Origin of the sequence: Actinoalloteichus caeruleus DSM 43889, from assembly GCF_000429185.2 — a bacterium.
Classification (GTDB): domain Bacteria; phylum Actinomycetota; class Actinomycetes; order Mycobacteriales; family Pseudonocardiaceae; genus Actinoalloteichus_B; species Actinoalloteichus_B caeruleus.
On the sequence record NZ_AUBJ02000001.1, the window covers coordinates 1582800 to 1606401 of the forward strand.

17 protein-coding genes are annotated in these 23602 nt (G+C 72.5%); 9 read left to right on the top strand and 8 right to left on the bottom strand.

The annotated features are described in order from the left end of the window. Positions 1 to 80 precede the first annotated feature (80 nt). A complete protein-coding gene (locus tag G443_RS05355; protein ID WP_026420232.1) occupies positions 81 to 1481 on the bottom strand; it encodes a nucleotide disphospho-sugar-binding domain-containing protein in 1401 nt (466 codons plus the stop codon). A 553-nt stretch (positions 1482 to 2034) separates the two neighbouring features. Between G443_RS05355 and G443_RS05360 the strand changes: the two genes are divergently transcribed. The 4 genes from G443_RS05360 to G443_RS05375 all read left to right on the top strand — a co-directional run bounded on the left by G443_RS05360 (position 2035) and on the right by G443_RS05375 (position 6020). Beyond that, a complete protein-coding gene (locus tag G443_RS05360) occupies positions 2035 to 3252 on the top strand; it encodes a cytochrome P450 family protein (RefSeq protein ID WP_035292884.1) in 1218 nt (405 codons plus the stop codon). Between the two features lie 132 nt (positions 3253 to 3384). Then, on the top strand, positions 3385 to 4164 hold the full coding sequence (locus G443_RS05365) for a hypothetical protein (RefSeq protein WP_155886246.1): 780 nt from the start codon (positions 3385 to 3387) through the stop codon (positions 4162 to 4164). A 137-nt stretch (positions 4165 to 4301) separates the two neighbouring features. Beyond that, complete coding sequence (locus G443_RS05370) at positions 4302 to 5276, top strand: NAD-dependent epimerase/dehydratase family protein (RefSeq protein WP_026420231.1); 975 nt, start codon at positions 4302 to 4304, stop codon at positions 5274 to 5276. Between the two features lie 60 nt (positions 5277 to 5336). After that, the gene (locus G443_RS05375) at positions 5337 to 6020 is read left to right on the top strand and encodes an O-methyltransferase (RefSeq protein ID WP_026420230.1); all 684 of its coding nucleotides are present in this window, start codon (positions 5337 to 5339) and stop codon (positions 6018 to 6020) included. A gap of 305 nt (positions 6021 to 6325) precedes the next feature. Here the strand turns inward: G443_RS05375 and G443_RS05380 are convergent, their stop codons facing one another. After that, the gene (locus G443_RS05380) at positions 6326 to 7438 is read right to left on the bottom strand and encodes a glycoside hydrolase family 113 protein (protein WP_051314286.1); all 1113 of its coding nucleotides are present in this window, start codon (positions 7436 to 7438) and stop codon (positions 6326 to 6328) included. A gap of 44 nt (positions 7439 to 7482) precedes the next feature. Further along, the gene (locus G443_RS05385) at positions 7483 to 8709 is read right to left on the bottom strand and encodes a cytochrome P450 (RefSeq protein WP_026420229.1); all 1227 of its coding nucleotides are present in this window, start codon (positions 8707 to 8709) and stop codon (positions 7483 to 7485) included. A 438-nt stretch (positions 8710 to 9147) separates the two neighbouring features. Here G443_RS05385 and G443_RS05390 point away from each other — a divergent pair, with 438 nt between their 5' ends. Beyond that, positions 9148 to 10671 carry a 4-hydroxyphenylacetate 3-hydroxylase family protein gene (locus G443_RS05390; protein WP_245588930.1) on the top strand — a complete coding sequence of 508 codons (1524 nt, stop codon included), beginning with the start codon at positions 9148 to 9150 and terminating at the stop codon, positions 10669 to 10671. 100 nt (positions 10672 to 10771) lie between these two features. Here G443_RS05390 and G443_RS05395 read toward each other — a convergent pair whose 3' ends face one another. From G443_RS05395 to G443_RS05410, 4 genes are read right to left on the bottom strand one after another with little or no spacing between them, the layout of a single operon-like run. Further along, positions 10772 to 12130: a condensation domain-containing protein gene (locus G443_RS05395; RefSeq protein ID WP_051314285.1), complete on the bottom strand. Its 1359-nt coding sequence runs from the start codon at positions 12128 to 12130 to the stop codon at positions 10772 to 10774. A gap of 2 nt (positions 12131 to 12132) precedes the next feature. Further along, positions 12133 to 13632: an FAD-dependent oxidoreductase gene (locus tag G443_RS05400; RefSeq protein ID WP_026420226.1), complete on the bottom strand. Its 1500-nt coding sequence runs from the start codon at positions 13630 to 13632 to the stop codon at positions 12133 to 12135. Between the two features lie 39 nt (positions 13633 to 13671). Beyond that, the gene (gene cmdF / locus G443_RS05405) at positions 13672 to 15279 is read right to left on the bottom strand and encodes a tyrosine 2,3-aminomutase (RefSeq protein WP_026420225.1); all 1608 of its coding nucleotides are present in this window, start codon (positions 15277 to 15279) and stop codon (positions 13672 to 13674) included. A gap of 28 nt (positions 15280 to 15307) precedes the next feature. Continuing rightward, positions 15308 to 17227, bottom strand: a complete 1920-nt coding sequence (locus G443_RS05410; RefSeq protein WP_051314284.1) for a non-ribosomal peptide synthetase — start codon at positions 17225 to 17227, stop codon at positions 15308 to 15310. Between the two features lie 214 nt (positions 17228 to 17441). Between G443_RS05410 and G443_RS05415 the strand changes: the two genes are divergently transcribed. Together G443_RS05415 and G443_RS05420 are read left to right on the top strand one after the other, a co-directional pair. Beyond that, complete coding sequence (locus tag G443_RS05415) at positions 17442 to 17732, top strand: phosphopantetheine-binding protein (protein WP_051314283.1); 291 nt, start codon at positions 17442 to 17444, stop codon at positions 17730 to 17732. Between the two features lie 220 nt (positions 17733 to 17952). Next, the gene (locus tag G443_RS05420; protein ID WP_155886245.1) at positions 17953 to 18492 is read left to right on the top strand and encodes a hypothetical protein; all 540 of its coding nucleotides are present in this window, start codon (positions 17953 to 17955) and stop codon (positions 18490 to 18492) included. A 414-nt stretch (positions 18493 to 18906) separates the two neighbouring features. On the opposite strand, the gene G443_RS05425 is transcribed toward G443_RS05420, so the two are convergent. Next, positions 18907 to 20304: an FAD-dependent oxidoreductase gene (locus G443_RS05425; RefSeq protein ID WP_051314282.1), complete on the bottom strand. Its 1398-nt coding sequence runs from the start codon at positions 20302 to 20304 to the stop codon at positions 18907 to 18909. A gap of 737 nt (positions 20305 to 21041) precedes the next feature. Here G443_RS05425 and G443_RS05430 point away from each other — a divergent pair. Together G443_RS05430 and G443_RS05435 are read left to right on the top strand one after the other, a co-directional pair. After that, positions 21042 to 22064, top strand: coding sequence for an alcohol dehydrogenase catalytic domain-containing protein (locus G443_RS05430; RefSeq protein WP_026420223.1), 1023 nt, complete (start codon positions 21042 to 21044; stop codon positions 22062 to 22064). Between the two features lie 57 nt (positions 22065 to 22121). After that, positions 22122 to 23552: an FAD-dependent oxidoreductase gene (locus G443_RS05435; protein ID WP_051314281.1), complete on the top strand. Its 1431-nt coding sequence runs from the start codon at positions 22122 to 22124 to the stop codon at positions 23550 to 23552. The last annotated feature ends 50 nt before the right edge of the window (positions 23553 to 23602 follow it).

A 23602-nucleotide genomic window follows, 5' to 3' on the forward strand; every position in this document is an offset into this window, starting at 1 on the left:
TCCCGGTCGCCGCCGGGAGCCGGTGGTGGCTCCCGACGGCCGGAACCGACGCGGCCGGCGGGCCGCGGGTGTCACCGCCGTCAGCGGCGTTCCGCCGTCATCCCCTCCAGCAGGGGCACCACGTCGGCGGGGCTGGGCATCGCCAACCAGGACTCCCGGACGTCGCGGGCGCCCCGCTGGAAGGAGGGGTCCTCGACGACGGCGGTGATCATCCGCCGGATGTCCTCGACGGAGGTGGTGCGGTGGTTCAGGCGCAGGCCGGCACCCCGCGCGACCACGTAGTCGGCGGTGAGGGTGGCCTCGAGCTTCTTCGCGGGCAGTTCCCACGAGGTGACCTTCTCGACGACGTCCTCGCTGATGCCGAACTCGAAACCGACGCGGTAGGTGCCGTCCCCGGGGCCCCGGGGATCGACCTCCACCGGGCGCATCATCAGGGTCTCGCCGGTGTCGCAGACGATCTGCGGAACCCTCATGGCGGCGGGCGCGGCGAAGGTGCCGATGCCACCGTGGTGGATCAACGCCGAGCAGGTGGGCATCAGGTGGGTCAGCGGCACCCACTCGATGACGCGGACGTTGTCGGGAATCCGATCGACGCCCTCCAACTGCGGCTCGTTGAGGGTCGCGACCAGCTCGACGTCGAGGTCCGCGACGGCCTCCAGGATCATCGGGGTCCGCCCCCAGTCCCCCTTGATGAACCGGCGGGTGGACTCGCCGAGGGACAGCGCCACCCTCGGCCGCTCCGGCCGGTCGGTCAACCAACGGGGGAAGGCCTCCGCCCCGTTGTAGGGCACGTAGCGCATGGCCAGCGTCGTGGTGCTGGTCGGCAGCACCATGCCCGGCGGCATCGGGTCCATGCTCCACTGGCCGTACAGGAGCTCGTCGTCGATCTCCATGCCGTACTTCTCCGCCAACGGGGTCATGAGCTCGACCTGCGGGTTCGGGGAGAGCCCCGCCGCGAGGAGTTCGGTCCCGCGCTCGGCCAGCCGGTCGAGGCTCCAGGCCAGGATGTCCGGGCCGATCAGCATCCGGGCGTGGGCCGCGCCGCACGCGCGGGCCGCGAACGGCCCGCAGGCGAAGGTCGGGTCCCAGATCACCAGGTCCGGCTTCCACTGGCGTGCGAAGTCGATGAGTTCGTCGGCGTAGGGCAGGTCCGTGCGGATGTAGTCGGAGATCGGGTTCAGCAACCACTGGTAGTAGGCGATCCAGTGTTCGCGGCCCTGCTCGTCGAGCCCGAGGGCGTCGGCGTACCGGAGGACCTCCTCGGGGTGGGCGGGTGCCCGCGCGTCGGGCCGCGTCCGCGCCTCGTCGACGGAGGCGTCGCCGAGCCCGACCGGGGTGAGCCCGGCGGCCGTGACCGATCCCTCGAACCGCGCGTGGGTGGCCACCCGGACCTCGTGGCCCGCGCTCTGGAGCCCCCAGGCGAGCGGCACGGCCGGCCAGAAGTGGGCGTGCGACGGGTAGACGATGAACAGCACTCGCATGGGGTCTCCTCCGGAACGTGTCGGCCCCGCCCGGCGACGGCGGGCCGCGAACGGCGTCGGGCGGCGGTCGCCGACGGAAAACGGTCCGCCACTGCTGTCGGCCAGTCGAAATCGCGCTCATCATGGTTCGCGGCGAGGAGACCGACCGCACCTTCCAGAATGCGCTCCGGCCCGCTGGGCCGGAATGGTGTTCGGGGCCGCGTCGCGAACGGTTCCGCGCGCGGTCCCGCCACGCGGGGAGCCCGCTTCCCGGTCCCTGGCCTCGGGTTTCGGCGATTCGCTCCCCGCACGCAGGAAGAACCGAGGACGCGCGTCGATTGCTAGGTTGGGCGTGGTGATCGGGGCGGGCCGGTTCACGGTCACCACTCGATCCCGGTGGTCCGCACCATTTCGGCGGACCCACCCCGAATTCCCCTGAACCGGATCTCCCTTTCCCGGTGGTTCCCCGGACGTCGATTCCGGTGGATTCGCGTGGGAGTCCGGGACCACTGACGAGGAACCGCCCAGGGCCCGTGGGTCACGAGCGAGGACCGAGAGGAAGAGCTGAGCCGTCATGCGTGGATATGAGGACGCGGTAGCGCTCCCCGTCGAGGTGTTCGCCGACCCCGAGGCCCTGTTCGCCCGGCTGGGGCACCGGGGCCCGGTGCACCGGGTCACGCTCCCCGACGGGATGCCGACCGTGCTCGTCACGGGGAACCAGGCGGCCAGGGACGCGTTGTCCGACCCCCGCCTGGTCCGGGGGATCGGGGCCGCCGCGCCGGAACTGCACCCGTACCACCCGATGGGGGGCGAGGACTTCCCGCTCTCGCGGCACATGCTCTTCGCCGATCCGCCGGATCACGAGCGGCTTCGGCGGTTGGTGTCGAAGGCGTTCACCCGGCGCCGGGTGGAGGCCATGCGTCCCCGCGTCCAGGAGATCACCGACTCCCTCCTCGACGCCGTCGCCGACCGGGGTTCCACCGACCTGGTCGAGGCGGTGGCGCTGCCCCTCCCGATCGCCGTCATCTGCGAGATGTTGGGCATCCCCCGGGAGGACCGGGGGGAGTTCGAGCAACACGCCGAGGTCCTCACCGGCATCAACTCCTCGTCGTCCTACGAGGACATCATCACCGCGGGCCGCTGGCTGGACACCTACCTCGGCGGGCTCGTGGAGGACCGGCGCGCGCGCCCCGGCGACGACCTGGTGTCGGCGATGGTGCTCGCGCAGGAGCGGGACGACCGCCTCAGCGACGTCGAGGTCCGGTCGAACTCGATGCTCCTGCTGAGCGCCGGGTTCGAGACGACGGTGAACCTGATCGCCAACGGGATGCTCACCCTGCTCCGCCATCCCGACGACCTGGACCGGCTGCGGGCGGATCCCGGGCTGGTGCCCGCCGCGCTCGAGGAGCTGCTGCGCTTCGACAGCCCGGTCTCCAGCATCACCTACCACTTCGCGCGGCAGGACCTGGAGCTCGCGGGTGTCCGGGTGCGGGCCGGCGAGCACGTCGTGATCTCGGTGGCGGCCGCCAACCACGACCCCTCGGTGTTCCCCGACCCGCGCCGCCTCGACACCGCGCGGGAGACCGGTGGACGGGTGCTCGGTTTCAGCCACGGCATCCACTACTGCCTGGGTGCTCCCCTCGCCAGGATCGAGGGGGAGATCGCCGTCACGACGATGTTGCGGCGCCTGCCCGGCCTCCGGCTCGCCGTCGACGTCGCGGACCTGAGGTGGCGGCCCACGTACAACCTGCACCGGTTGACGGCCCTGCCCGTGCGGTTCGACGCCGGCTGACCGCGACCCCGACCGCAGCCCGTCGCCGCGCCCGAGGAGCTCTGGCCAGGCGTACCGGGGCCCGCACCCGCGCCGCGCCCCGCGACCAGCCCCACCACACCAGCTGACGAACCCACGAATGGAGCCATGACCATGCGAAGCCGAACCAGGACGAGGACCGTGCTCGCGGCGACCGCCGCGGCCGCGATCGTGGTCGCGGGGTGCAGCCCCGAGTCGAGCACGGATCCGGTGGTCTCGGAGGCCGCCCAGGAGACGGCCTCCGAGACCGTCGCGCCGGCCGGGCCGGCCGACCTCCAGTCCGTCCTGCTTCCGGTGGAGGAACACCCGGAGGGCAGCCAGATCCACGCGGAGATGCCGCTGCGGGAGGCCACCGCCCGGATGATGCCGGGGACCGGCGAGCCTTCCGGCATCGTGGTCATGCCGCGCTGCGTCAGCTACTTCTCCGTCATCGGTGGTCTGGAGGAGCTGGACGGCTGGTACCAGTTCGGCAACCGCGCCGACGGCGCCCTGTTCATGGCCTTCGTCGCCGAGGCCCCGGACGAGAACGTGCTGGACCTGATCCGGATGCGCGTCGAGGGCTGCGGTGAGGGTTTCCAGACGATGCAGGGCTGGCCGCCCAGCGCGACGGGGGGCGGCGAGATCGTCTCCAGCACCCTGTCGTTCTCCGAGCGGGAGGTCGCCGAGGTCCCCGACGCCCAGACCCTGGGCATCACCCAGTCCATCTCCTTCCACGACGAGGAGAACGAGCTGGTCAGGACCATCCGGGAATCCTGGCAGTGCACCGAGGGGCCGTGCGACTCGCAGGACTCCATGGTGTTGACCGACGACGTCTTCATCTGGGTGCACGAGGGCGGCGCGGACACCACCGCGGACACCGTCGCCGCGGCCATGCGCGAACGGGTCGGTTCCTGACGGGCCTCGACCCGCTCGCCGACCGGATGCGGGGGCGGTGCTCGCACGGGCACCGCCCCCCGACCCAGCCCGACCGATCTCCCAGCTTTGCCCCCGCACCGGGGGCGTTTCCCCGTCCAGGAAACCGGAGGAACCCGATGGCCCGCGCACTGGTGACCGGCGGCAACGGCTTCGTCGGCGGCCATCTCGTCGACCGACTCGTCGCGGACGGCGACGAGGTGACCGTGCTCGACGTGGCACCGCCCGGCGGGGCGGGGGGCCACCGGAGCGACGTGGAGCACCTGCCGCACGACGTCCTCGACCGGACCGCCCTGGCCTCGGTGCCCGCGAGGTTCGACGTCGTGTACCACCTGGCGGCCGTCGTCGGCGTGGACCAGTACCTGGCCCGCCCGCTGGAGGTCATCGACGTGAACCTCCAGGGGACCCGCAACGTCCTCGACCTGGCGCACCGGTGCCGGGCCAGGGTCGTGGTGGCCAGCACGAGCGAGGTGTTCGGGAAGAACCCGGCCGTGCCCTGGAGCGAGGACGCCGACCGGGTGTTGGGGCCGACCTCCGCCGACCGGTGGGCCTACTCGTCGAGCAAGGCGTTGATGGAACACCTGACCTTCGCCTTCGCGAGGGAACACGCGCTGCCGACCACCGTCGTCCGCTACTTCAACGTGTACGGCGCCCGCCAGCGACCGGCCTACGTGGTCAGCCGGTCGATCCACCGCGCGCTCAACGGCGAGGAGATGGTCGTCTACGACCGGGGCGCGCAGACCCGGTGCTTCACCCACGTCGACGACGTCGTGGAGGGCACCGTGCTGGCCGCGCGCAGCCCGAGGGCGGTCGGTGAGACGTTCAACGTCGGCAGCATGCGCGAGACCAGCATCCGCGAGGTGGTGTCGCTGATCGCCGAGGCCACCGGCGGATCGTGGACCGAGGTGGACACGACCCGGCACCTCGGCTCGGCCTACGAGGACCTGCCGCGGCGGGTGCCGGACAACACCAAGGCCCGCACGCTGTTGGGGTGGAGCCCCGACACCCCGTTGGACGAGGGCATCGCGCGGACGGTGGCCTGGGCCCGGGACACCCCCTGGTGGTTGGCCCAGTCGGACACCGGGGCTGGCTGAGGTCCCGGCGGGCCGGCCGCGGCCCCGTCGTCACCCCCGGAACGAGGTGGGAGGAACGAGATGCGCCACGGGAACGACCCCAAGCACTTCCTCGTCGACCGGGCCACCGGCGACTACCTGGCCCGGTCGAGCACCACACCGGTTCCCGCGCTGCGGTCCCTCGCCGCGCGGACCGCAGCCCTCGGGGAGGCGGCGGGCATGGCCGTGCCCCTCGAACAGGCGGCGCTGCTGACCCTGTTGGCCAGGACCCTGTCAGCGCGGAACGTCGTCGACCTGGGCACCTTCACCGGGCTGTCCGCGTTGTCGCTCGCCCTCGGGGTGGCCGAGGGCGGCCAGGTGACCACCTGCGACGTGTCCGACCGGTGGGTGGGGCTCGCCCGGGAGCACTGGCGGCTGGCCGGGGTGGCCGACCGGGTGCTGTTCCGGCGGTCGTCCGGGGCACGGGTGCTGCGGGAGCTCGCGCAGGGGCCGCCGGTGGACCTGGTGTTCGTGGACGCCGACAAGATGAACTACCCGGCCTACTGCCGGGCCGCGGTCCCCCTGCTGCGACCCGGGGGCCTGCTGGTCGTGGACAACGTGCTGATGGAGGGGTGGGCGGTGGCCCCGGAACGGGCGGAACCGGGCCTGCCCCGCCGGTGCGCCGAGGCGGTGCGCTCGGCCAACGCGTCCCTGGCGGAGGACGACAGGCTGGAGACGGTGATGCTGCCGGTGGCCGACGGTCTGACGATCGCCCGCCGCCGCTGAGGCTGGTGCGCCCCGCCCCGACCGTGCCGCCCGCCGCTCGCCCACACCCGGCGGTCCTCACCGGTCCCGTTCCCGTGTTCGCCGTCCCGCTCGGCCGCCGTCCCGTCCCCCTCGCCCCGGACGGCACGACGTCCCACCTCGTCCCGCTCCCCCTGGTACCGCGACCAGGCCCGGCCTCGCCCCACCGCCCCCGGTCCCCACCCGGTCCACGCGCCGTGCCGCCGCGGGTCGGGCACGGCGGTGGGGCCGACGTCGTCCCCGGCGGGAACGTCGTCGGCCCCGGCGCGCGCCCCGGACCTCCCGCGTCAGCGGCGGACCCGCCGTTGGAAACCCAGGTGGGCGTAGTGGTCGGCGACGGCGTGGAAGGCCTCCTTGGGTTCCACGCGGTAGGGCGAACCGTGCTTGGTGATGTCGTCCCGGATGGTCTTGACCAGGGCCATGCTCGCCATGTCCAGGTCCAGCGCCGGGTCGTCGGAGTGGGGGTGGGTGGGGTGGATGAACTCGGAGATGGTGGCGCCCCTGACCTCGGCCCGCTCGAACACGTCGAGCATCCGCAGGTGGTAGTCCGCCTGCGCGCCCTCGTCCCGCGTGTACCCGTCCAGGATCGTGGGCACCGGGCCCTCCCGGTCGACGACGTCCCAGAAGAAGAACGCCTTGTCCTCCGCTCCCCGGTAGGTGGCCGTGCCGTACTCGGCGACGTCCACCGGCAGTCCCGTCTCCCGGTAGGAGGCCAGCAGGTCAAGGTGCTCCTCGGCGGTGCGCGCCGCGGGCAGGTACTGGTACATGAGGGCGACGAAGTCGAAGAGGTCCCAGTCGACGTCCTCGAACGGCGCCGCCGCGTAGCCGACGTCACCCCCGAAGACACCCCGGACCAGGTTCTGCGCGTCGTCGAGGAAGGCGTTCAGCCGGGGCGCCGCGGCGGCGACGTCCACGGTCCGGGTGGGGACCAGCAGGTGGTGCTGCGCGTCGGCGTAGATGTTCGCCATCCGCTCGTGGTACTGCCCCTCGTCGAGCAGCCCCGGGGTGAAGAGCAGGTGGACCGCGCCCACCGTCATGTCGATGTCGGCGCCGTCCACGCGGAGCCGCTCGGCGATCCGGGCCGCGGTGACGAGGTGTTCGAGGACCTCGGTGCGGGGGCGGTCCACCAACCGGGGTTGGAGCCGGACGTGCAGCCCGCGTTCGGCGACGGCGGTGGCCGTGATCTCCAGGCGCCGGGGGTCGCTGCCGTACACGGTGACCGAGTTGGCGTTCAGCTGGTCCGTGATCAGGCTGATCTCCTCGAGCATCCGCGTGGAGCTCCACACGTCACGTGACAGCGGGCCCTGCCCCGTCTCGAAGTTCGTTCCGGTGTCGTAGGCGACGCCGCGGCGGGCCAGGACCCCGTCCGTCGGGGAGCCCTGGCTGTGCGGAGCTGTCATCGTGGTCGTTCCCTTCGTGGTCGCGGTGGTACCTCGGGCGGCTGTCACCAGGTCACCGGGAGTTCGTAGAGGCGTTGCAGCGTGCCGTCGGTGTTGTTGCTGGGCAGTTCCTCGGTGGGCACGGCGGACCGCAGGTCCGGGAACCGTTCGACGAGGCGGCGGAAGGCGATCTCCAGTTCGAGGCGGGCGAGGTTGTCGCCGGGGCAGCGGTGGATGCCGTGGCTGAAGGAGAACGACGGCCGAGGGGGCCGGCGGATGTCGAAGGCGTCGGGCGAATCGGTGAACCGGGGGTCGAAGTTCACCCCGGCGCAGCTCACCAGGATCCCCTCACCGGCCCTGATGACACCGCCATCCAGCTCGATGTCCTCCACGGCGACGCGGGCGAAGACCTCCACGAGCGACACGTAGCGCAGGATCTCCTCGACGGCGGCCGGGACCAGGTCGAGGTCGTCCCGCAGCGCCTGCCACTGCTCGGGGTGGTCGAGCAGCGCCAGGGTTCCGAGGGAGATGACGTTCGTCGTGGTGTCGGTGCCGGCGACGAGCATCGACATCGCGATGTGGGCCAGCTCGTCCCGGCTCATCTTCCCCGGGTGGAGCTGGTCGACGATCAGGTCGTCGATCAGCCCGGTGGCGCCGGCCCCCGGGTCCCGTTCCTTCCTGGCGATGAGGCGGTCGAGGTAGGCCATCAGCTCGGTGGTCGCCTCGTCGGCCAGTTCCGGGACGAACAGCTTGTGGGCGGGCGTCTCGAACTCCTCGTGGTCCTCGTAGGGCACCCCGAGGACCAGGCTCATCACCATCGACGGCACGGGCTGGGCGAACCGGGTCACCAGGTCCGCCGGTTTCCCGGAGCGCACCAGGTCGTCGAGGCTGTCGTCGACGATCCGCTGGATGTCGTCCCGCAGCTCGGCGGTGCGCCGCATCGTGAAACTCGGCATGATCGTCTGGCGTTGCCGGGTGTGCTCGGGTGGGTCGACGCCGAACAGCACGTCGGCGTAGCCGCTGTCGACGACCTTCTCGAACTCCTCGTTGAGCAGCGGGTAGTTCCCGTGCTGGGGGCGGATCGACACGCGTCGGTAGTCGGAGAGGACGGCGCGGGCCTGCGCGGCGCCGGTCACCAACCACGCGTCCCTGCCGTTGTAGAGCCGGACCTTCGTCATCGGTCCCGACTCGCCGAGCCGGGTGTGCCGGGTGGAGGGCCGGTACGGGCAGGTCGCCGGGCGGCTGATCGGGAACGACGGCGGTCCGTCGGCGCTGGCTGCGGAATCGTTCATGGGTACCCCTCGATCGGATGTCGGCCACGGCGCGGGAACTCGCGGGACCGCGTCTCCTCCCGCCGGACTCCGGGCATGGCGGGTCCGTCCCGCCCTCATCGTCGTGGCGTCGCGCTCCGGGCCGCATCTCCCGGCGTGCGGGGCTCCTCCCGGCCCCGGCCGGGGCGGGTGGGGCGCGCCCACACCCCTCCACCACGGTGTTCCGCCGACCGGGGGCGAGGGTGCGGACGGGGCACGTCCCGGGGTGCCCACCCGGTCGGCATGTCGCTGCGTGCGGCATCGCCGGGGAACGCTTGTCAGCCCAGGACGGCGCCGTGATCGTGGGTTCCGGCCCAGTCCACCACCGACACGACGGGGGCGTCATCCATGAGCACAGGCCAGGATTCTCGTGCGGGTGGGGCGGCGCCACCCCCCGACCGCGACCGTGGCACCCGGCCGATGACCGGGGACGAGTACGTCGAGAGCCTGCGGGACGACCGGCAGGTCTTCCTGCACGGCACGCGGATCGAGGACGTCACCCGGCATCCGGCCTTCCGCAACCCGGTCCGGATGACCGCTCGCCTCTACGACTCCCTGCACGACCCGGAACGCCGTGACGTGCTCACCGCGCCGACCGACAGCGGCGGCGACGGTTACACGCACCGCTTCTTCCGGGCGCCCCGCACGGTCGACGACCTGGTGGCCGACCAGCGGGCGATCGCGGAGTGGGCGCGGATCGGCTACGGGTGGCTCGGGCGGGGGCCGGACTACAAGGCGTCGTTCCTGGGGACCCTCGGCGCGAACGCCGACTACTACGGCCCGTACGCGGACAACGCCCGCGCCTGGTACCGGCGGGCGCAGGAGAAGGTCCTGTACTTCAGCCACGCGATCGTGCACCCGCCGGTGGACCGGGACCGCCCGCCGGAGGAGGTGGGCGACGTGTACGTGCACGTGGAGCGGGAGACGGACGCGGGGCTCGTCGTCAGCGGGGCGAAGGTCGTCGCCACGGCCTCGGCGCTCACCCACCACGTCTTCGTCGCGCACTACGGCCTGCCGATCCGGAAACGGGAGTACGCCCTGGTGGCGGCGGTGCCGACCAACTCCCCCGGTGTCCGGTTGATCTGCCGCCCCTCCTACTCGGCGACGGCCTCGGTGATGGGGAGCCCCTTCGACTACCCCCTGTCGTCCCGGTTGGACGAGAACGACAGCGTCCTGGTGTTCGACCGGGTCCTCATCCCCTGGGAGAACGTGTTCGTCTACGGCGACCTGGGCAGGGCGACGCTGTTCACCGCGCGGTCGGGGTTCCCGGAACGCTTCATGTTCCACGGCTGCACCCGGCTCGCGGTGAAGTTGGAGTTCATCGCGGGCCTGCTCGCCAAGGCGCTGGAGATCACCGGCACGGCCGACTTCCGAGGCGTGCGCGCCCGCCTCGGGGAGGTCCTCGCCTGGCGGAACCTGTTCTGGGGCCTGTCCGACGCCGCCGCCCGCAACCCGGTGCCCTGGAAGGGCGGTGCCCTGCTGCCCAACCCCCAGTACGGGATGGCCTACCGGTGGTTCATGCAGCTCGGGTACCCGAGGGTCCGCGAGATCGTCCTCCAGGACGTCGCCAGCGGGTTGATCTACGTCAACTCGGGCGTCGAGGACTTCGACGACCCCCGCATCCGCGGTGACCTCGACAGGTACCTGCGGGGGTCGGGTGGGGTCGAGGCGACCGAACGGGTCAAGGTCATGAAGCTGCTGTGGGACGCCGTCGGCTCGGAGTTCGCCGGTCGGCACGAACTGTACGAGCGCAACTACGCCGGCAGCCACGAGAACACCCGGATCGAGCTGCTGTCCGCGCAGCTCGCCGACGGCACGGTGGACGGTTACCGGGCGTTCGTGGACCAGTGCCTCGACGAGTACGACCTCGGCGGTTGGCGCGCGCCGGACCTGGAGTCCTTCGAGGACCTGCGGCGGGCGGGACGTGACCTGCTGGGTCCCTGAGACGCCGGTGAGGTGCCGGGACCGTCTCCTCGACGGTCCCGGCACCGGGGGCGGCGCGGCGGGCTCGAGAACCGGCCTCCGCCGCGCGGGGCGCGGGGCACTACTCGGCGGCGGAGGCGACGACCGAGTCGCGGAGCACCGAGGTGAGGTCCCGGACCTGGGCGACCACCGAGTCCTCGTCGAACATGTTCGTGGTGTAGCCGACCTTGCCGTACACGACGCCGTCAGGTCTCGGTTCCAGGGACCAGAGCAGGCCGTCCGGCAGTTGGGATCCCTCGGCCGCGGACAGGGTGCGGCTCCGGATCGCGCTGAACGTCACGTCTCCCGCCGTCCGCTCACTCATGATGAACGGCGACTGCACCACCTGGAAGACCGCCGCCGCTCCCCCGGGGTCCTGCACCGGGTCCATCAGGTCGGGGGCCGCCGCCGAGAGCTGGAGGAAGGGGATCTCGTGGTCGTAGGCGGCCAGGCAGGCGGTTCGCGTGCGTTCGATCACCGAGGCCAGGTCGCCGCCGCCGATGTCGACGCGCAGCGGCAGGAAGTTGTAGAAGCTGCCGACGGTGTCCTGGATCCACCCCGGGCTGCGGCCGGGCGTGAAGGTGGGGACGACGAGATCGCTGCTCCCGGTGCGGTCCCGCAGATAGGTGAGGTAGGCGGCGAGGTACACCATGAACGGTGAGGAGCGGGTCCGCCGGGCGACGAGGTCGACGGCCCGCCCGTACCGCTCGTCGAGGACGAAGCGGTGCCAGCCGGTGCGGAACTCGCCCTCGCTCGGGCGGGGCCGGTCGGTGGGGATGGCCGTCATCCGCGCCCCCCGCAGGTTCTCCCGCCAGAACGCCAGGGCCCGAGCCGTGGACGGCCCCTCGGCCTGGGCACGCTGCCACGCCACGTACTCGCGGGGCTGCCGCACCTGCGGCAGCACGGGGAGCCGGTCTCCCCGGCGGGCGGCGTAGAACTCGGCGAGGTCCCGCATCACCACCTGCGCCGACCACCCGTCGACCATGGTGTGGTGGGCGATCAGGACCAGGACGCCGTCCTGGTGGTCGAACCGTCCCAGCACCATCCGCAGGGCGGGGTACTCGGTGGCGGGGAACGGGCCGGCCTCGATCTCGCAGGCGAACCGTTCGGCGGTCTGGTCCCGGTCGCCGTCGGCGGGCAGGTCCCGCAGCGTCAACTCCGGCTCCGCCGCCGGCCGAACCGCCTGGTGGGCGTCGTCGCCCTCGACGACGATGGAGGTGCGCAGCGCCTCGTGCCGGGCGACGAGGTCGGTCATGGCGGCGCGGAGGACCTCCACGTCGATCCTGCCGTGCACCCGCCAGCCACCGACGATGTGGTAGTAGGGCCCGAAGGGGCCGCTGTCGTCACCGTGGTCCATCGCCCGCAGGAACTCCTGCTGGGCGGTGAGCGGCACCCGTTCCGCCCCCTGGCCCGGCGGGGTGCGTGACGTGTCGTGCGCCATGATCAGACCTTCCCTTCGGTGGTGGCCCCCACGGGTGGGGCCCAGTGGAAGCCGTCGGCGGACGGGACCAGGCCCCCGGGACGCACGGGGCGGGTCTCGTCGAGGTTGTCCCCGGTCGCCGCGTGCACCTGGATCCGGGCCCCGGCCCGGGCGACGTCCTTGGCCAGTGCCGAGCTGAGCAGGTCGCGGTCCTCGCCCTCCCGCTCCACGGGCTGGTCGACGATGTCGGCCAGCTCCTGGAAGGCGGCCTGCCGCTGGGCCGCGTACGCCTCGGGGGTGACCAGCGCGAGCTCGGCCGAGGCGCCACCGCCGACGAGCTCCACGAAGGACTCCATGCTGGTGGCCTGGCGGCCGAGGACCTTCTTCGCCCGCCAGAAGTAGGACTCCTCGTCCTGGTGCATGTCGTAGAAGCCGACGAGGAAGTCGTGGAACCGGGTGTACTCCATGCGGTACCGGGTCTCGAACTCCTCGAACGCGGTGGTGTCGTCCAGGTCTCCCCGCAGCACGGTGTTCAGGGATCGGGCGGCGAGCAGCGCGCCGTAGGTGGCCAGGTGCACGCCGGAGGAGAACACCGGGTCGATGAAGCAGGCGGCGTCACCGGTGAGCACGAGACCGGGCCGCCAGAAGCGTTCCTGGATGTAGGAGTAGTCCTTGCGGACCCGGATCTCGCCGTAGGGTCCTTCGGTGACCCGACGCGCGTCGGCCAGCAGCTCGGCGATCATCGGGCAGTCCTGGATCAGCCTGGTGAGCGCCTCCTCCCGGTCGCCCCGCACCCGGTCGAGGGCCTCGGGGAGCACCACGGCGCCGACGCTGGTCAGCTCGTCGGTCAACGGGATGTACCAGAACCACCCCGAGTCGAAGGCGGCGGCGACGATGTTGCCCTGGTTCGGCGCCGGCATGCGGCGCCCACCCTCGAAGTAGCCGAACAGCGCCAGGTTCCGGAAGAACTCCGAGTAGCGTCGACGGCCGCCCACGCGTTGGTGGATGCGGCTGGTGTTGCCGGAGGCGTCGACCACCCACCGGCACCGCACCTCCCGGCGGCGGCCGTCGGCGGAGGACAGGACGACGCCGACCACCCCGCCGTCCTCCTCGACGACGTCGTGGACGGTGGTCTCCTCGACGACCTCCACCCCGTGGCGCCGGGCGTTGTCCAGCAGGATCTGGTCGAAACGCATCCGTTCGACCTGGTAGGCGGTGGAGGAGTCGCCCGCGAAGCGGGGTGACGCGCCGAAGGAGAACGTCCAGGGCGTGGGGTTGCGGCCCCACCGGAACGTGCCGCCGCGCTTCACCACGAACCGGGCCCTCTCCAGTTCCTCGGTGACGCCGAGGAGTTTCCCGATGCCGTGCACGGTGGCGGGGAGCAGGGACTCCCCGATCTGGTAACGGGGGAACCGTTCCCGCTCCACCTGGAGGACGCGGTGACCCTGTCGGGCCACCAGGGTCGCGACCGTCGAGCCGCTGGGTCCGCCGCCGACCACGACGACGTCGTAGGGATCACTCACCGTTGCTCCTTGTCGGGTCTCGGGGCATTCCGCTCGGTGTCACCGCAGCCCTCCGATGGCGGCCTCCACCGCGGCGAGGAACTCGCCGTGCTGGAGGGCCGAGGCTGTCCGCTCGATGTCGTCCGCCATGTACCGGTCCCGGTCCAGGGTGGGCACGACGTCCCTGACGTGCTGGTACGCGGCCGCCGCCGCGGGACCGAGCTCGTCGGGGCCGCCGGCGAGGTCGACGGCCTGCGCCGCGGCGAGGAACTCCACGGCGAGGATGCGGTCGTTGTTGCGCAGCACCCGGCGGGCGTTGCGCGCCGAGATCAGGCCCATGCTGACGATGTCCTGGTTGTCCCCGTTGGAGGGAACGCTCTGGGTGCTGGCGGGGCCGATGGTGCGGTTCTCCGCGACCAGGGCGGTGGCCGGGTACTGGGCGCCCGCGAACCCGCTGTTCAGCCCCGGGTCCCCCGCGACGAGGAACTCGGGGAGCCCGTAGCTCAGGTGGCGGTTGAGCGCCCGGTTGAGCTGCCGCTCGGCGAGCACACCGAGCTGGGTGAGGCCGATGGTGACGAAGTCCATCGCGAAGGCGATGGGCTGGCCGTGGAAGTTGGCCCCGTGGAAGACCTCCCGGTCCTCGAAGAACAGGGGGTTGTCGTTGGCGGAGTTCAGTTCGATCCGGAGCTTGCCCTGGGCGTGCGAGAGCACGTCGCGCACCGCGCCGAGCACCTGCGGTGTCGCGCGCATCGAGTAGGCCTTCTGGAGGTACAGCTGGGTGCGCCGCACCCCGCTGTCGCCCTCTCCGGCGTCCCGCACCTGGTCGCGCAGCACCGCGTGTTCCACGGTGCGGCCGCTGCCCGCCAGCAGCGCCCGCATGTTCGCGGCGGTGTCGACCTGCCCGGGGTGGGGCCGCGCCACCTCGTGCCCCTCGGCGAGGAACGGGCTGGTCGACCCGCGCAGCGCCTCGGTCAGCAGCGCGGAGACGATCTCCGCCTGCCGGACCTGGGTCAGGGCGCGGTCGACGACCAGGGAGCCGAGACCGGTCATCGCGGAGGTCCCGTTGATCAGCGCCAGGCCTTCCTTGAACCGCAGTTCGAGCGGTTGGATGCCCCGTTCCCGCAGCACCGGGCCGGTCGGGACGGCGGCGCCGTCCCGCAGCAGGTAGCCCTCCCCGATGAGGGTGGCGGCGATGTGGGACAGCGGGGCGAGGTCACCACTGGCACCCAACGAGCCGATCTCGGGGACGGCGGGGGTCAGCCCGAGGTTGAGGTACAGGGCCAGCCGTTCCAGTACCTCGGGGCGCACCGCCGAGTGCCCCTTGGCCAACGCGTTCAGCCGCGCGGCGAGGACGGCCCTGGTCTCGTCCTCGGCGAAGAGCGGCCCCACCCCGGCGCTGTGGCTGCGGACCAGGTTGGTCTGGAGTTCCACCTCGTGGTCCGGCCCGACGAGCATGTAGATCATCTCGCCGAACCCGGTGGTGACCCCGTACACCGGGGTGCCGTCGTGGACGATGTCCTCGAACAGCTCCCGTGACCGCGCCACCTTCTCCAGGGCGGACGGGGCGACCGAGCACGGGGTGATCCCCTCCGCCACGCGGACCACGTCGGGGATGTCCAGGCTCTCGCCGTCGAACACGACCGGGCGTGGGCTCTCCTGCTGTGTCAACTCTCGCTCCTTCTCGTGGCGTCGCGGCTCAGCCCGCTGACGGACCCGGTTGTGGTCGATTCCGGACGGCCGCCCCGACCAACGCGGCCATGCCGGCGGGGGTCGGGTTGGCGAGGAGGTCCTGGAGGGTCACCTCGACGTCGAACCGGCCCCGGACTCCGACGAGGACGCGCAGCAGGAGCGGGGGACTCCCGCCCTGGGCGAAGAAGGAGACGTCCGGTTCGACGCGGGGGACGCCGAGCACGTCTGAGACGACCGCGAGGACGTGCCCCTCGGCCTGGTCCGGTGGGGGCTCGGTGGTGGGTCCCGGTGGGGCGGTGGGGCCGGCGGCGATCAGCGCCCGCCGGTCGACCTTGCCCGCCACCGTGCGGGGGAGGGGTCCGGCGCGGGTGACGAACTCGAGCGGCCCGGTGGGCCCGACGCGCACCCGGCGCAGGTGCGCCCGCCAGACGGCAGGGGTGCCCTCGGACGTCGCCTCCGCTCCGGCCGGGCCCGTGACGACGTGGGCGACCAGCCGGCCCACGAGCCCGTCGGCGTCCACGGCGGGCACGACCGCGCACTCCAGTACCGATTCGTGGCTGGCCAGGTCCGCCTCCAGCTCGGCGGGTTCGACGCGCACTCCGGCCACCTTGACCTGGTCGTCGCGGCGGCCGAGGAACTCGAGGAGGCCGTCGGGCCGCCGTCGTCCCCGGTCGCCGGTGCGGTAGCACCGGGTGGTCGGCGGGGCGGCGTCGGTGCCGGCGAGGGGCGCGAACGCGGCCGAGGCGCCCTCGTCCCCGAGGTAGCCCTTGGCGACGCACCGCCCCCGCACGACGATCTCGCCGGCGACGCCCACCGGGCACGGCAGGTCCTGCTCGTCCACGACGAGGACCTCCCGGCCGGGGATCGGACGTCCGATGGGCACGCGCTGGCCCTCGTTCCCGGTGACCTCGTGCCAGGTGGCCGCGATGGTCTCGGTGGGGCCGTACACGTTGGCCAACCGCGTGGTGGGCAGCACCGCGCGCAGTTCCCGCGCCAGGTTCCCCGGCAGGGCCTCGCCCATCAGCAGCAACGCGCGCAGCGTCGGGGGTGGGCGCCGGCCGTGGCGGGTGATCAGCCGGAGGAGTTCCCGCGCCACGCTGGGCACGGTCTGGAGGAAGGTGACCCGCCGGACGGTGAGCCAGTCGAGGAGCCGTTCGGGGTCGACCCGGACGGACGGGGGGACCGGGCAGAGCGTGGCACCGGCGATCAGCGCGGCGAAGGTCTCGCACAGGCTCGGGTCGTGGTCGGGAGCGGCCCACTGGGCTACTCGGGACCCCGGGCCCAGGTCGAACTCCTCGACCAGCCAGTTCGCGATCTCCAGCAGCGACCGGTGGTCCTGGGCCACGCCCTTGGGCACCCCCGTCGACCCGGAGGTGTGGGCCACGTAGGCGGTCAGGTCGAGGGGCACGTCCCGTCCCCGGCGGGTCGGCCCCGGGTCCCTGCTCCCGGAGCGTCCCCGAGGCGGGTGGACGTCCAGCACGGGTCTCCCCAGCTCTTCGCGGTACCACCGGACCAGCTCGTCCGGTTCGCCGGGCGCCGACGTCGTGCGCAGCAGGCACACCGGATCGGTCTGGGTGAGCACGTGGCGGCCCCGGGTCCCCAGTTCGCCGACCCCGAGCCAGACCAGGTGGCCGCCGGCCCGCAGCGCCCCGAGCGAGGCGACGGCCTGCGCGGCTCCGCCGGGCATCCGCACGGCGACGGCCGCTCCCTCGACCACCCCGACGTCCCGGAGGCGGTCGGCGAGGTCGTCGGCCGCCTCGTCCAACTGCTGGTAGGTGAGGACATGGGAGTCCCCGAGGACCGCCCGCGCCCGGGGCGCGCTCCGCGCCCGGGCGCGCACCTCCTCGTGGACCGGGAGGCAGGCCCGGGCGCGGTGGCGCCCCGCCGTCGACGGCGCGAGGCCGGACGGCGGGTCGATCTCGGTCATCTCGTCACTCCGATCACGACCGGAATCGTCACACGCGCCGCGAAGAAAACGCTTCTCGTGAATTGCTCCGCTTTTCTGGCCCCACGGGCACCTGCGCGCAGGGCACGTGCGCGGATGCCCGGACGACCCACTTCGGAGGACACTGGCGCTTCGGTCTCCATTCCTTGGGGGACACGACACACCCCACCACCACCGAAACAAGGGAGACGCCACCATGTCGGATGCCGCGGTACCGCCAGCCCCGTCCCGGTCCACCATCAGGGAAACGGTGACGAGAATTTGGTCCACGGTCCTGGAGATGCCTCCGGGCCGGAGCGACCTGACGTTCTTCGAGCTCCAGGGCCAGTCGATCTCCGCGGTGCGGATCACCGCTCGGATCGAGGACGAACTAGGGCTCACCGTGGACGTCGGAGCCCTGTTCGACGACCCTGACCTGGACACTTTCCTCGACACGGTGTTCGAGGGCGCCCACGGGTCCTGCGCCGGGGTCCGCGAGGGGGGATGACGGGGCGCGGTGGGTCCCCCGAACGGGAACCGGCCACCACCGGTACACCGCCGGAATCATCCGGAAAATGACAAACGGACATTCGGCGGTCCAGGTGGGAAGGCAACTCGGGAGTTGGGAAGGGCGACCCACCACCGATACCGTGGTCCTGCAGGCGAAAAACGCGGGGAAACGAAATCCGGAATCGGAGGATTTCCCCGCACTATCAAGGAGAAAATCCATGAGGCTATCTCGGAAGAATTCCGCGGTGCTCGCCGCCGGCGCTGTGGTGGCCGCCGGACTCGCCACCAGTTTCGGCGTCGCCGCGGCCGACAACGACGACAACTCCCTGGCTGGCACGTCGCGGGTGACCTACAGCTGCGGCGACCCGGCCGACCCCCGGGTCGAGGACATCGACGTCACCATTACGGCGCCGGCGACCGCGACCCAGGGCGACACCGTGACCGTGGAGGCGAGCACCCTCATCCTCCTCGGCGTGCCCTTCGACGCCCCGGCCGGTTCCTTCGCCACGGAGCTCGACATCGAGCTCGGCGGCGACGCGTCCGGCAGCGTCACCGCGGCGGGTCTCAGCAACGTCGAGACTCCCGCGAACGAGCCGATCCGGTTCACCGGTGGCGAGACCCAGATCACCCTGGACGAGCCCGGCCAGGTGTCCCTGACTCCCGCCACCATCACCTCGGTGGTCGACGGTTCGGAGTGCGTCGTCGTCGGCGAGGCCGCCACGGCCGCGACGATCGACGTGGCTCCCGCCGTTCGGTAACGAACCCGGTCGGTAGCGCGGTCCCCGCGCTACCGACCCGGCTCGGGGAGTTCCCCTGACAGGACGGCCCCCTCGCCTCGGCGAGGGGGCCGTTCGTCGTTGTGGGCGAGTTGCCGGGTGGTGCCGCCGCCGGGAACCAGTTCCCCGGCATCCGGACCCGGCGCCGGCTGGTCGCGGCGGCGGCGTGGTGGGTTCGCGCCCCGGGGCGGTCCCAGCCGGTGCGGCGGCAGCGAGGTCCGACGAGCCGGTCGGGGTGGAACGCGTCACGTCCGCCCCGGGGGGTGAGCACCGGCTGTCCCGGAGACACGGCGGTCCGGGTCCGTCCACGTCGCGTGCCGCGTGGACGGACCCGGACCGACTGGTCAACCGTCGCGCCCGGGAACCGGAGTGCCCGACGCGATCCTCCGGCGAGGGTCAGGCGCTCCCGCCTCGCCGCCTGGCGAGGAACCGGGAGAGCCGTACGCCCACGGCGTCCCGCAGCACCCGCAGCACCAGCCCCGGCCGTTGGAGCGCGGTCGGTGGGTCGACCAGGCCCGCGACCCGCATGAACGCCGCCGTGAACCGGCCGTCACGGGTGGCGGCGTCGTGCAGGAGCCGGGAGAAGACGTGCATCATCCGCACCTTGGGGGTGCGCTCGCCCTCCACTCCGGGGAAACCGAGGTCCACGGCCGTCGTCATCTCCCAGGCGGGTCGGATGATGTCGGCGACCGCGCGCTGGAACTCCGGGGTGTCGGGTGCGCGACCGGCGCTCAGGCGCTCGCGCAGGGCCAGGGCCTCCAGCGCGGACAGCGACTGCGCCTGGGCGTAGACGGGGTTGGGGGTGCACACCGCGTCACCCATGATCAGCAGCCGCTCCGGCAGGGTCTCCATCAGGTCGTACCGCCGCCACATCGTGGTGGGGAACTTGAACAGCGCGATGTCGTCGATCGGCTCGGCCACGGAGATCGCCTCGTGGATCTCGGGGGCGGCGAGGGTCTTGACGAACGCGTTGAAGCCCTCGGGATCGGTGGGCGGGTGGTCGCCGAGGATGCCGTAGGTGGTCAGCTCCACCATGCCGCTGTCGGTCTTGGTGAAGATCGCACCCCGGGGCAGCGTCGGGGAGGCCACCGGGTTGATCGAGTGGTCCTTGCCGAAGGGGTCGGTGGTGAGCTTGTAGTGCCGGCTGGCGTACCCGATGCCGACCTTGGTGCCCTGCTCCTCCACCCGCTGGTAGCCGAGTTCCACCAGCCACTTCGGCGACCGGGAGCCGCGACCGGTGGTGTCGATGACGAGATCGGCCTCGATGACCTCCTCCGCGGTCTCCGCCTTGCGGCGGGCGTTGGAGTCCGCCTTGCGCCGGTGGATCCTGGCTCCGGTGACCCGGGCGCGGTCGGGGGAGGTCGTCAGACCCACCACGTCGCACTCCTCCAGGAAGGTCACGTTCGCCATCGCCTCGACTCGACGCCGCACGTGGTACTCGAGCATCGGACGGGTGGCCGCGACACAGCTCAGCCCTCCCCGGAGCTGCTGGAGCCGCTTGCCGTAGAAGTACCACCGCACGGTGCCCGAGAGGTCGGAGAAGGGGATCCCGTCGTCCGCCATCTCCTCGGTGATGCCGGGGAACAGCTCCTCCAGGGCCTGGTGGCCACGGGCGAGCAGGCCGTTGATGTGCCTGGTCTGGGGTGCGCCGCGACGCCACTCCCGGACGCCGACCAACCGGTCACGGTCCACGATGACCACCTCGCGGTAGGACGGTGCGAGCGCCGCCGCCGCGAACAGACCGGTGATGCTGCCTCCGAGCACGACCGCGCGCGCTCCGATTCCGCTTCTCATTGCGAGAACTCCCTCCGTGCCGACCCAGAACGGGAAATCCGCCGGGTGTCGTGCGAGTGGGGCGAGCCGAACCGCCACCCGGTCCGCGATTCGCGTTTCGTGATTCCTGATCCCTGATCCGTGAATCGCGATTCGCGGCCAGCGCTGGCGAACGGCTCGGTGTCCCCCTCGCCCGCCCGGCGGAGAAGGGAAGGCGAGGACGGGAACACCGTGGCCGAACGACGGGTGACGGGTGACGAGTGGCCTGCTCGCACGCGGTGTCCACGCCCCGGCTGCCTCGTCGCATCCTCACAGGACGCTCGGAGTGCCGGCACCTCCGAACGTGCCACGACCAGCGACCATCCCCTCGCGGGGCGCCGCCGACCTCGTCGACGGGGAGAGCGCACGACGGGAGATGAGGCCCGCCGCCGGCCGGCGGGAGGATGGGTCCCGCGGCACCCGACGTGCCGACGCGGCTCACCTCGCCATTCCCGTTGACACGACGGGATCGGCGTGACCACGTCGGAAACCCCCGATCGGGCGCGGACGGTTTTCCCACCGCGTTCGACGACCCGCCCACCAGAAAAGGGAAAAGCGGGCACGTCCTCCACCAACGCGCCGGACCGGGACGACGGGGAACGCCTTTCCCGCCCCCGTTTCCCACGGCCGGCCCGAAGCGCTCGACGACGCGCGTTCGTTCCGCCCGTCGCCGCCGACCAGACCACCCATCCATTTCCGACGAGCGGAGAAGGCCGACCATGAAGGCAACGGTGATTTCCTCGGTTGGCGAGCCCTGGCGCCTCGCTGAGATCCCCACCCCGAGCGCGGGGCCCGGCGAGGTGCTGGTCCGGGTTCGTGCCTCCGGGATCTGCCTGAACGACGTCCTCGCGTCCCGGGGGATCATCCCGTTCCCGTCCACGGCACCGGCCGTCCCCGGGCACGAGGCGGCCGGGGAGGTGGTGGAGGTGGGCGCCGGTGTGACGTCCCGGCGTCCCGGGGACCGGGTGGGCGTGCCGTGGATCCAGGGGACCTGCGGGCGGTGCGCCCACTGCTCCCGGGACCCGAGGCTGTCCGGCCACGCGGCGTTCGCGTGCGTGGCGCCGGCGATGACCGGGTTCACCGCGCCGGGTGGGCAGGCCGAGTACGTGGTGGCGCCGGCGTCGGGCACCGTGCTGCTGCCCGACGACCTCGACTTCGAGCTCGCCGCGCCGGTGCTCTGCGCGGGTTACACGGCGTTGAGCGCTCTCCACGTGGGCGGCCCGCGCCAGCACGAACGGGTCGCCGTGGTCGGCATCGGCGGCATGGGCCACCTGGCGGTGCAGTTCGCCGCCTCGGCCGGCTTCGAGACGATCGCCGTGACGAGGTCGGCGGACAAACGGGGCCCCGCGCGCGATCTGGGGGCGGCGCTGGCGGTGGCTGATGCCGACGAACTGGCCGGGGCGGGCGGGGCTGACGTCATCCTGATCACCGCGCCGTCCTACGGCCTGGCCAGCGAGTGCCTGCGCGGGTTGCGCCCCGGGGGTCGGCTGGTCCTCGCCGGCATCGACGGGCGCACCCCGTTCAGCATCGAACCGGACCTCGGCCGCCCCTTCTTCGCCCAGCGCCAACAGGTCCTCGGTGCCACCCACGAGGGGACCGAGCTGCTGACCGAGGCCCTGCGCATCGTCGCCGACGGTCAGGTGGAGCCCCGATGCGAGGTCTTCCCCCCGTCGCGGATCAGCGAGGCGGTCGAGGCGGTCGAGCGGGGCTCCGTCCGGTTCCGCGCGGTCGTCACCTACTGACGTGTTCACCCACAACGACACGAGACCGGGGCGCGCCCCGCGAGGAGAGGTGGTCCGATGAGCCCCCAGAACCGAGGCCGTGCCGTGGTGCTCGGCGGCAGCATGGCTGGCTGCCTGACCGCCCGCGTGCTGGCCGAGCACTTCACCGAGGTCGTCGTGGTCGACCGGGACACGGTGCTCGGTGTGAAGGGCGCCCGGCGGGGAGCTCCCCACACCCGGCACGCGCACGGCCTCCACGCCCGGGGCCACCTGGCGTTGGAGGAGCTGTTCCCCGGCCTGACCGAGGAGCTGGAGGCCACCGGTGTCCCCACCGGGGATCTCGGGGAGATGCGGTGGTACTTCGACGCGCGGCGGCTCCGCCCGGCCCACACCGGACTGCTCTCGGTGACCGCGCCGCGCCCGGTGCTGGAGCACCACGTGCGCACCAGGGTGGCCGCGTTGCCCGAGGTCCGGTTCCGGGAGGGCCAGCAGGCCCAGGGGTTGCTGACGTCCCCGGACCGGAGCCGGGTCGTGGGGGTCCGACTGGTCCCGGCGGCGGGGGGCGTCGAGGAGGAACTACGGGCGGACCTGGTGGTGGACGCGTCCGGAAGGGGGTCCCGCCTTCCCGTGTGGTTGGAGGAGCTGGGCTACCAGCGTCCTGAGGAGACGAAGGTGCGGGTCGGCCTGGCCTACACGACGAGGCACTACCGGACCCGCCCCGAGTGGTTCGACGGCGTGCAGTCGATCAACCCGGTGGCGTCCCCCGCCCACCCCCGAGGTGCCTTCTTCGGCCAGGTGGGGCGCGACGTGTGCGTGCTGTCGCTCACCGGGATGCTCGGGGACCACCCGCCCACCGAGCCGGGGGCGTTCCTGGAGTTCGCCCGGTCGCTGCCGGTGCCGGAGATCTACGACGCGGTCCGGGACGGTGAGCCGCTCGACGAGCCGGTGTCCTTCCGGTTCCCGGCCAGCGTGCGGCGCCACTACGAACGGCTGGGTGCCTTCCCCGACGGGCTCCTGGTCACCGGGGACGCGGTGTGCAGCTTCAACCCGGTCTACGGCCAGGGCATGAGCGTCGCGGCGATCGAGGCGTTGACCCTGCGCGACCACCTCCGGCGGGGCACGCCGCCCTCCCCGGCCGCGGTCATGTCCGACCTGGCCCGGGTGGTCGACGCCCCGTGGGAGGTGTCCGCCGGCGGGGATCTCGACTTCCCCGGCGTGGAGGGGCGGCGCACCCTGAAGACGCGGCTGGCCAACGCCTACATGGCGCGGTTGCAGTACGCGGCGAGCAGGGACCCCGCCGTCACGAACGCCTTCATGCGGGTCGCCGGCCTCGCGGACCCGCCGCAGGCGCTGTTCCGCCCGAAGACCGTGTTCCGTGTCCTCCGGCACGCGACCCGACGGCCGGCTCCCGGGCTGGCCCGCCCCTCGTCCGCCGCGCCCCCGGCCGACGTCGACCGGGGCCCCACCCCGGGTGGGGCAGGTCGGGGCGCTCGCCGGAAGACCACCTGACCGGTCCCGTCTCGGCGGGGTGGACGGGGTCCCGTTCCAGGGCGGGGACG

Coding starts and splice junctions, on each gene's coding strand:
- G443_RS05365 (WP_155886246.1), top strand. CDS start 3,385: ATGCGAAGCCGAACCAGGACGAGGACCGTGCTCGCGGCGACCGCCGCG.
- G443_RS05380 (WP_051314286.1), bottom strand. CDS start 7,438: ATGACAGCTCCGCACAGCCAGGGCTCCCCGACGGACGGGGTCCTGGCC.
- G443_RS05410 (WP_051314284.1), bottom strand. CDS start 17,227: ATGACCGAGATCGACCCGCCGTCCGGCCTCGCGCCGTCGACGGCGGGG.
- G443_RS05430 (WP_026420223.1), top strand. CDS start 21,042: ATGAAGGCAACGGTGATTTCCTCGGTTGGCGAGCCCTGGCGCCTCGCT.
- G443_RS05360 (WP_035292884.1), top strand. CDS start 2,035: ATGCGTGGATATGAGGACGCGGTAGCGCTCCCCGTCGAGGTGTTCGCC.
- G443_RS05375 (WP_026420230.1), top strand. CDS start 5,337: ATGCGCCACGGGAACGACCCCAAGCACTTCCTCGTCGACCGGGCCACC.
- G443_RS05425 (WP_051314282.1), bottom strand. CDS start 20,304: ATGAGAAGCGGAATCGGAGCGCGCGCGGTCGTGCTCGGAGGCAGCATC.
- G443_RS05355 (WP_026420232.1), bottom strand. CDS start 1,481: ATGCGAGTGCTGTTCATCGTCTACCCGTCGCACGCCCACTTCTGGCCG.
- G443_RS05395 (WP_051314285.1), bottom strand. CDS start 12,130: ATGGCGCACGACACGTCACGCACCCCGCCGGGCCAGGGGGCGGAACGG.
- G443_RS05385 (WP_026420229.1), bottom strand. CDS start 8,709: ATGAACGATTCCGCAGCCAGCGCCGACGGACCGCCGTCGTTCCCGATC.
- G443_RS05435 (WP_051314281.1), top strand. CDS start 22,122: ATGAGCCCCCAGAACCGAGGCCGTGCCGTGGTGCTCGGCGGCAGCATG.
- G443_RS05415 (WP_051314283.1), top strand. CDS start 17,442: ATGTCGGATGCCGCGGTACCGCCAGCCCCGTCCCGGTCCACCATCAGG.
- G443_RS05370 (WP_026420231.1), top strand. CDS start 4,302: ATGGCCCGCGCACTGGTGACCGGCGGCAACGGCTTCGTCGGCGGCCAT.
- G443_RS05390 (WP_245588930.1), top strand. CDS start 9,148: ATGACCGGGGACGAGTACGTCGAGAGCCTGCGGGACGACCGGCAGGTC.
- G443_RS05420 (WP_155886245.1), top strand. CDS start 17,953: ATGAGGCTATCTCGGAAGAATTCCGCGGTGCTCGCCGCCGGCGCTGTG.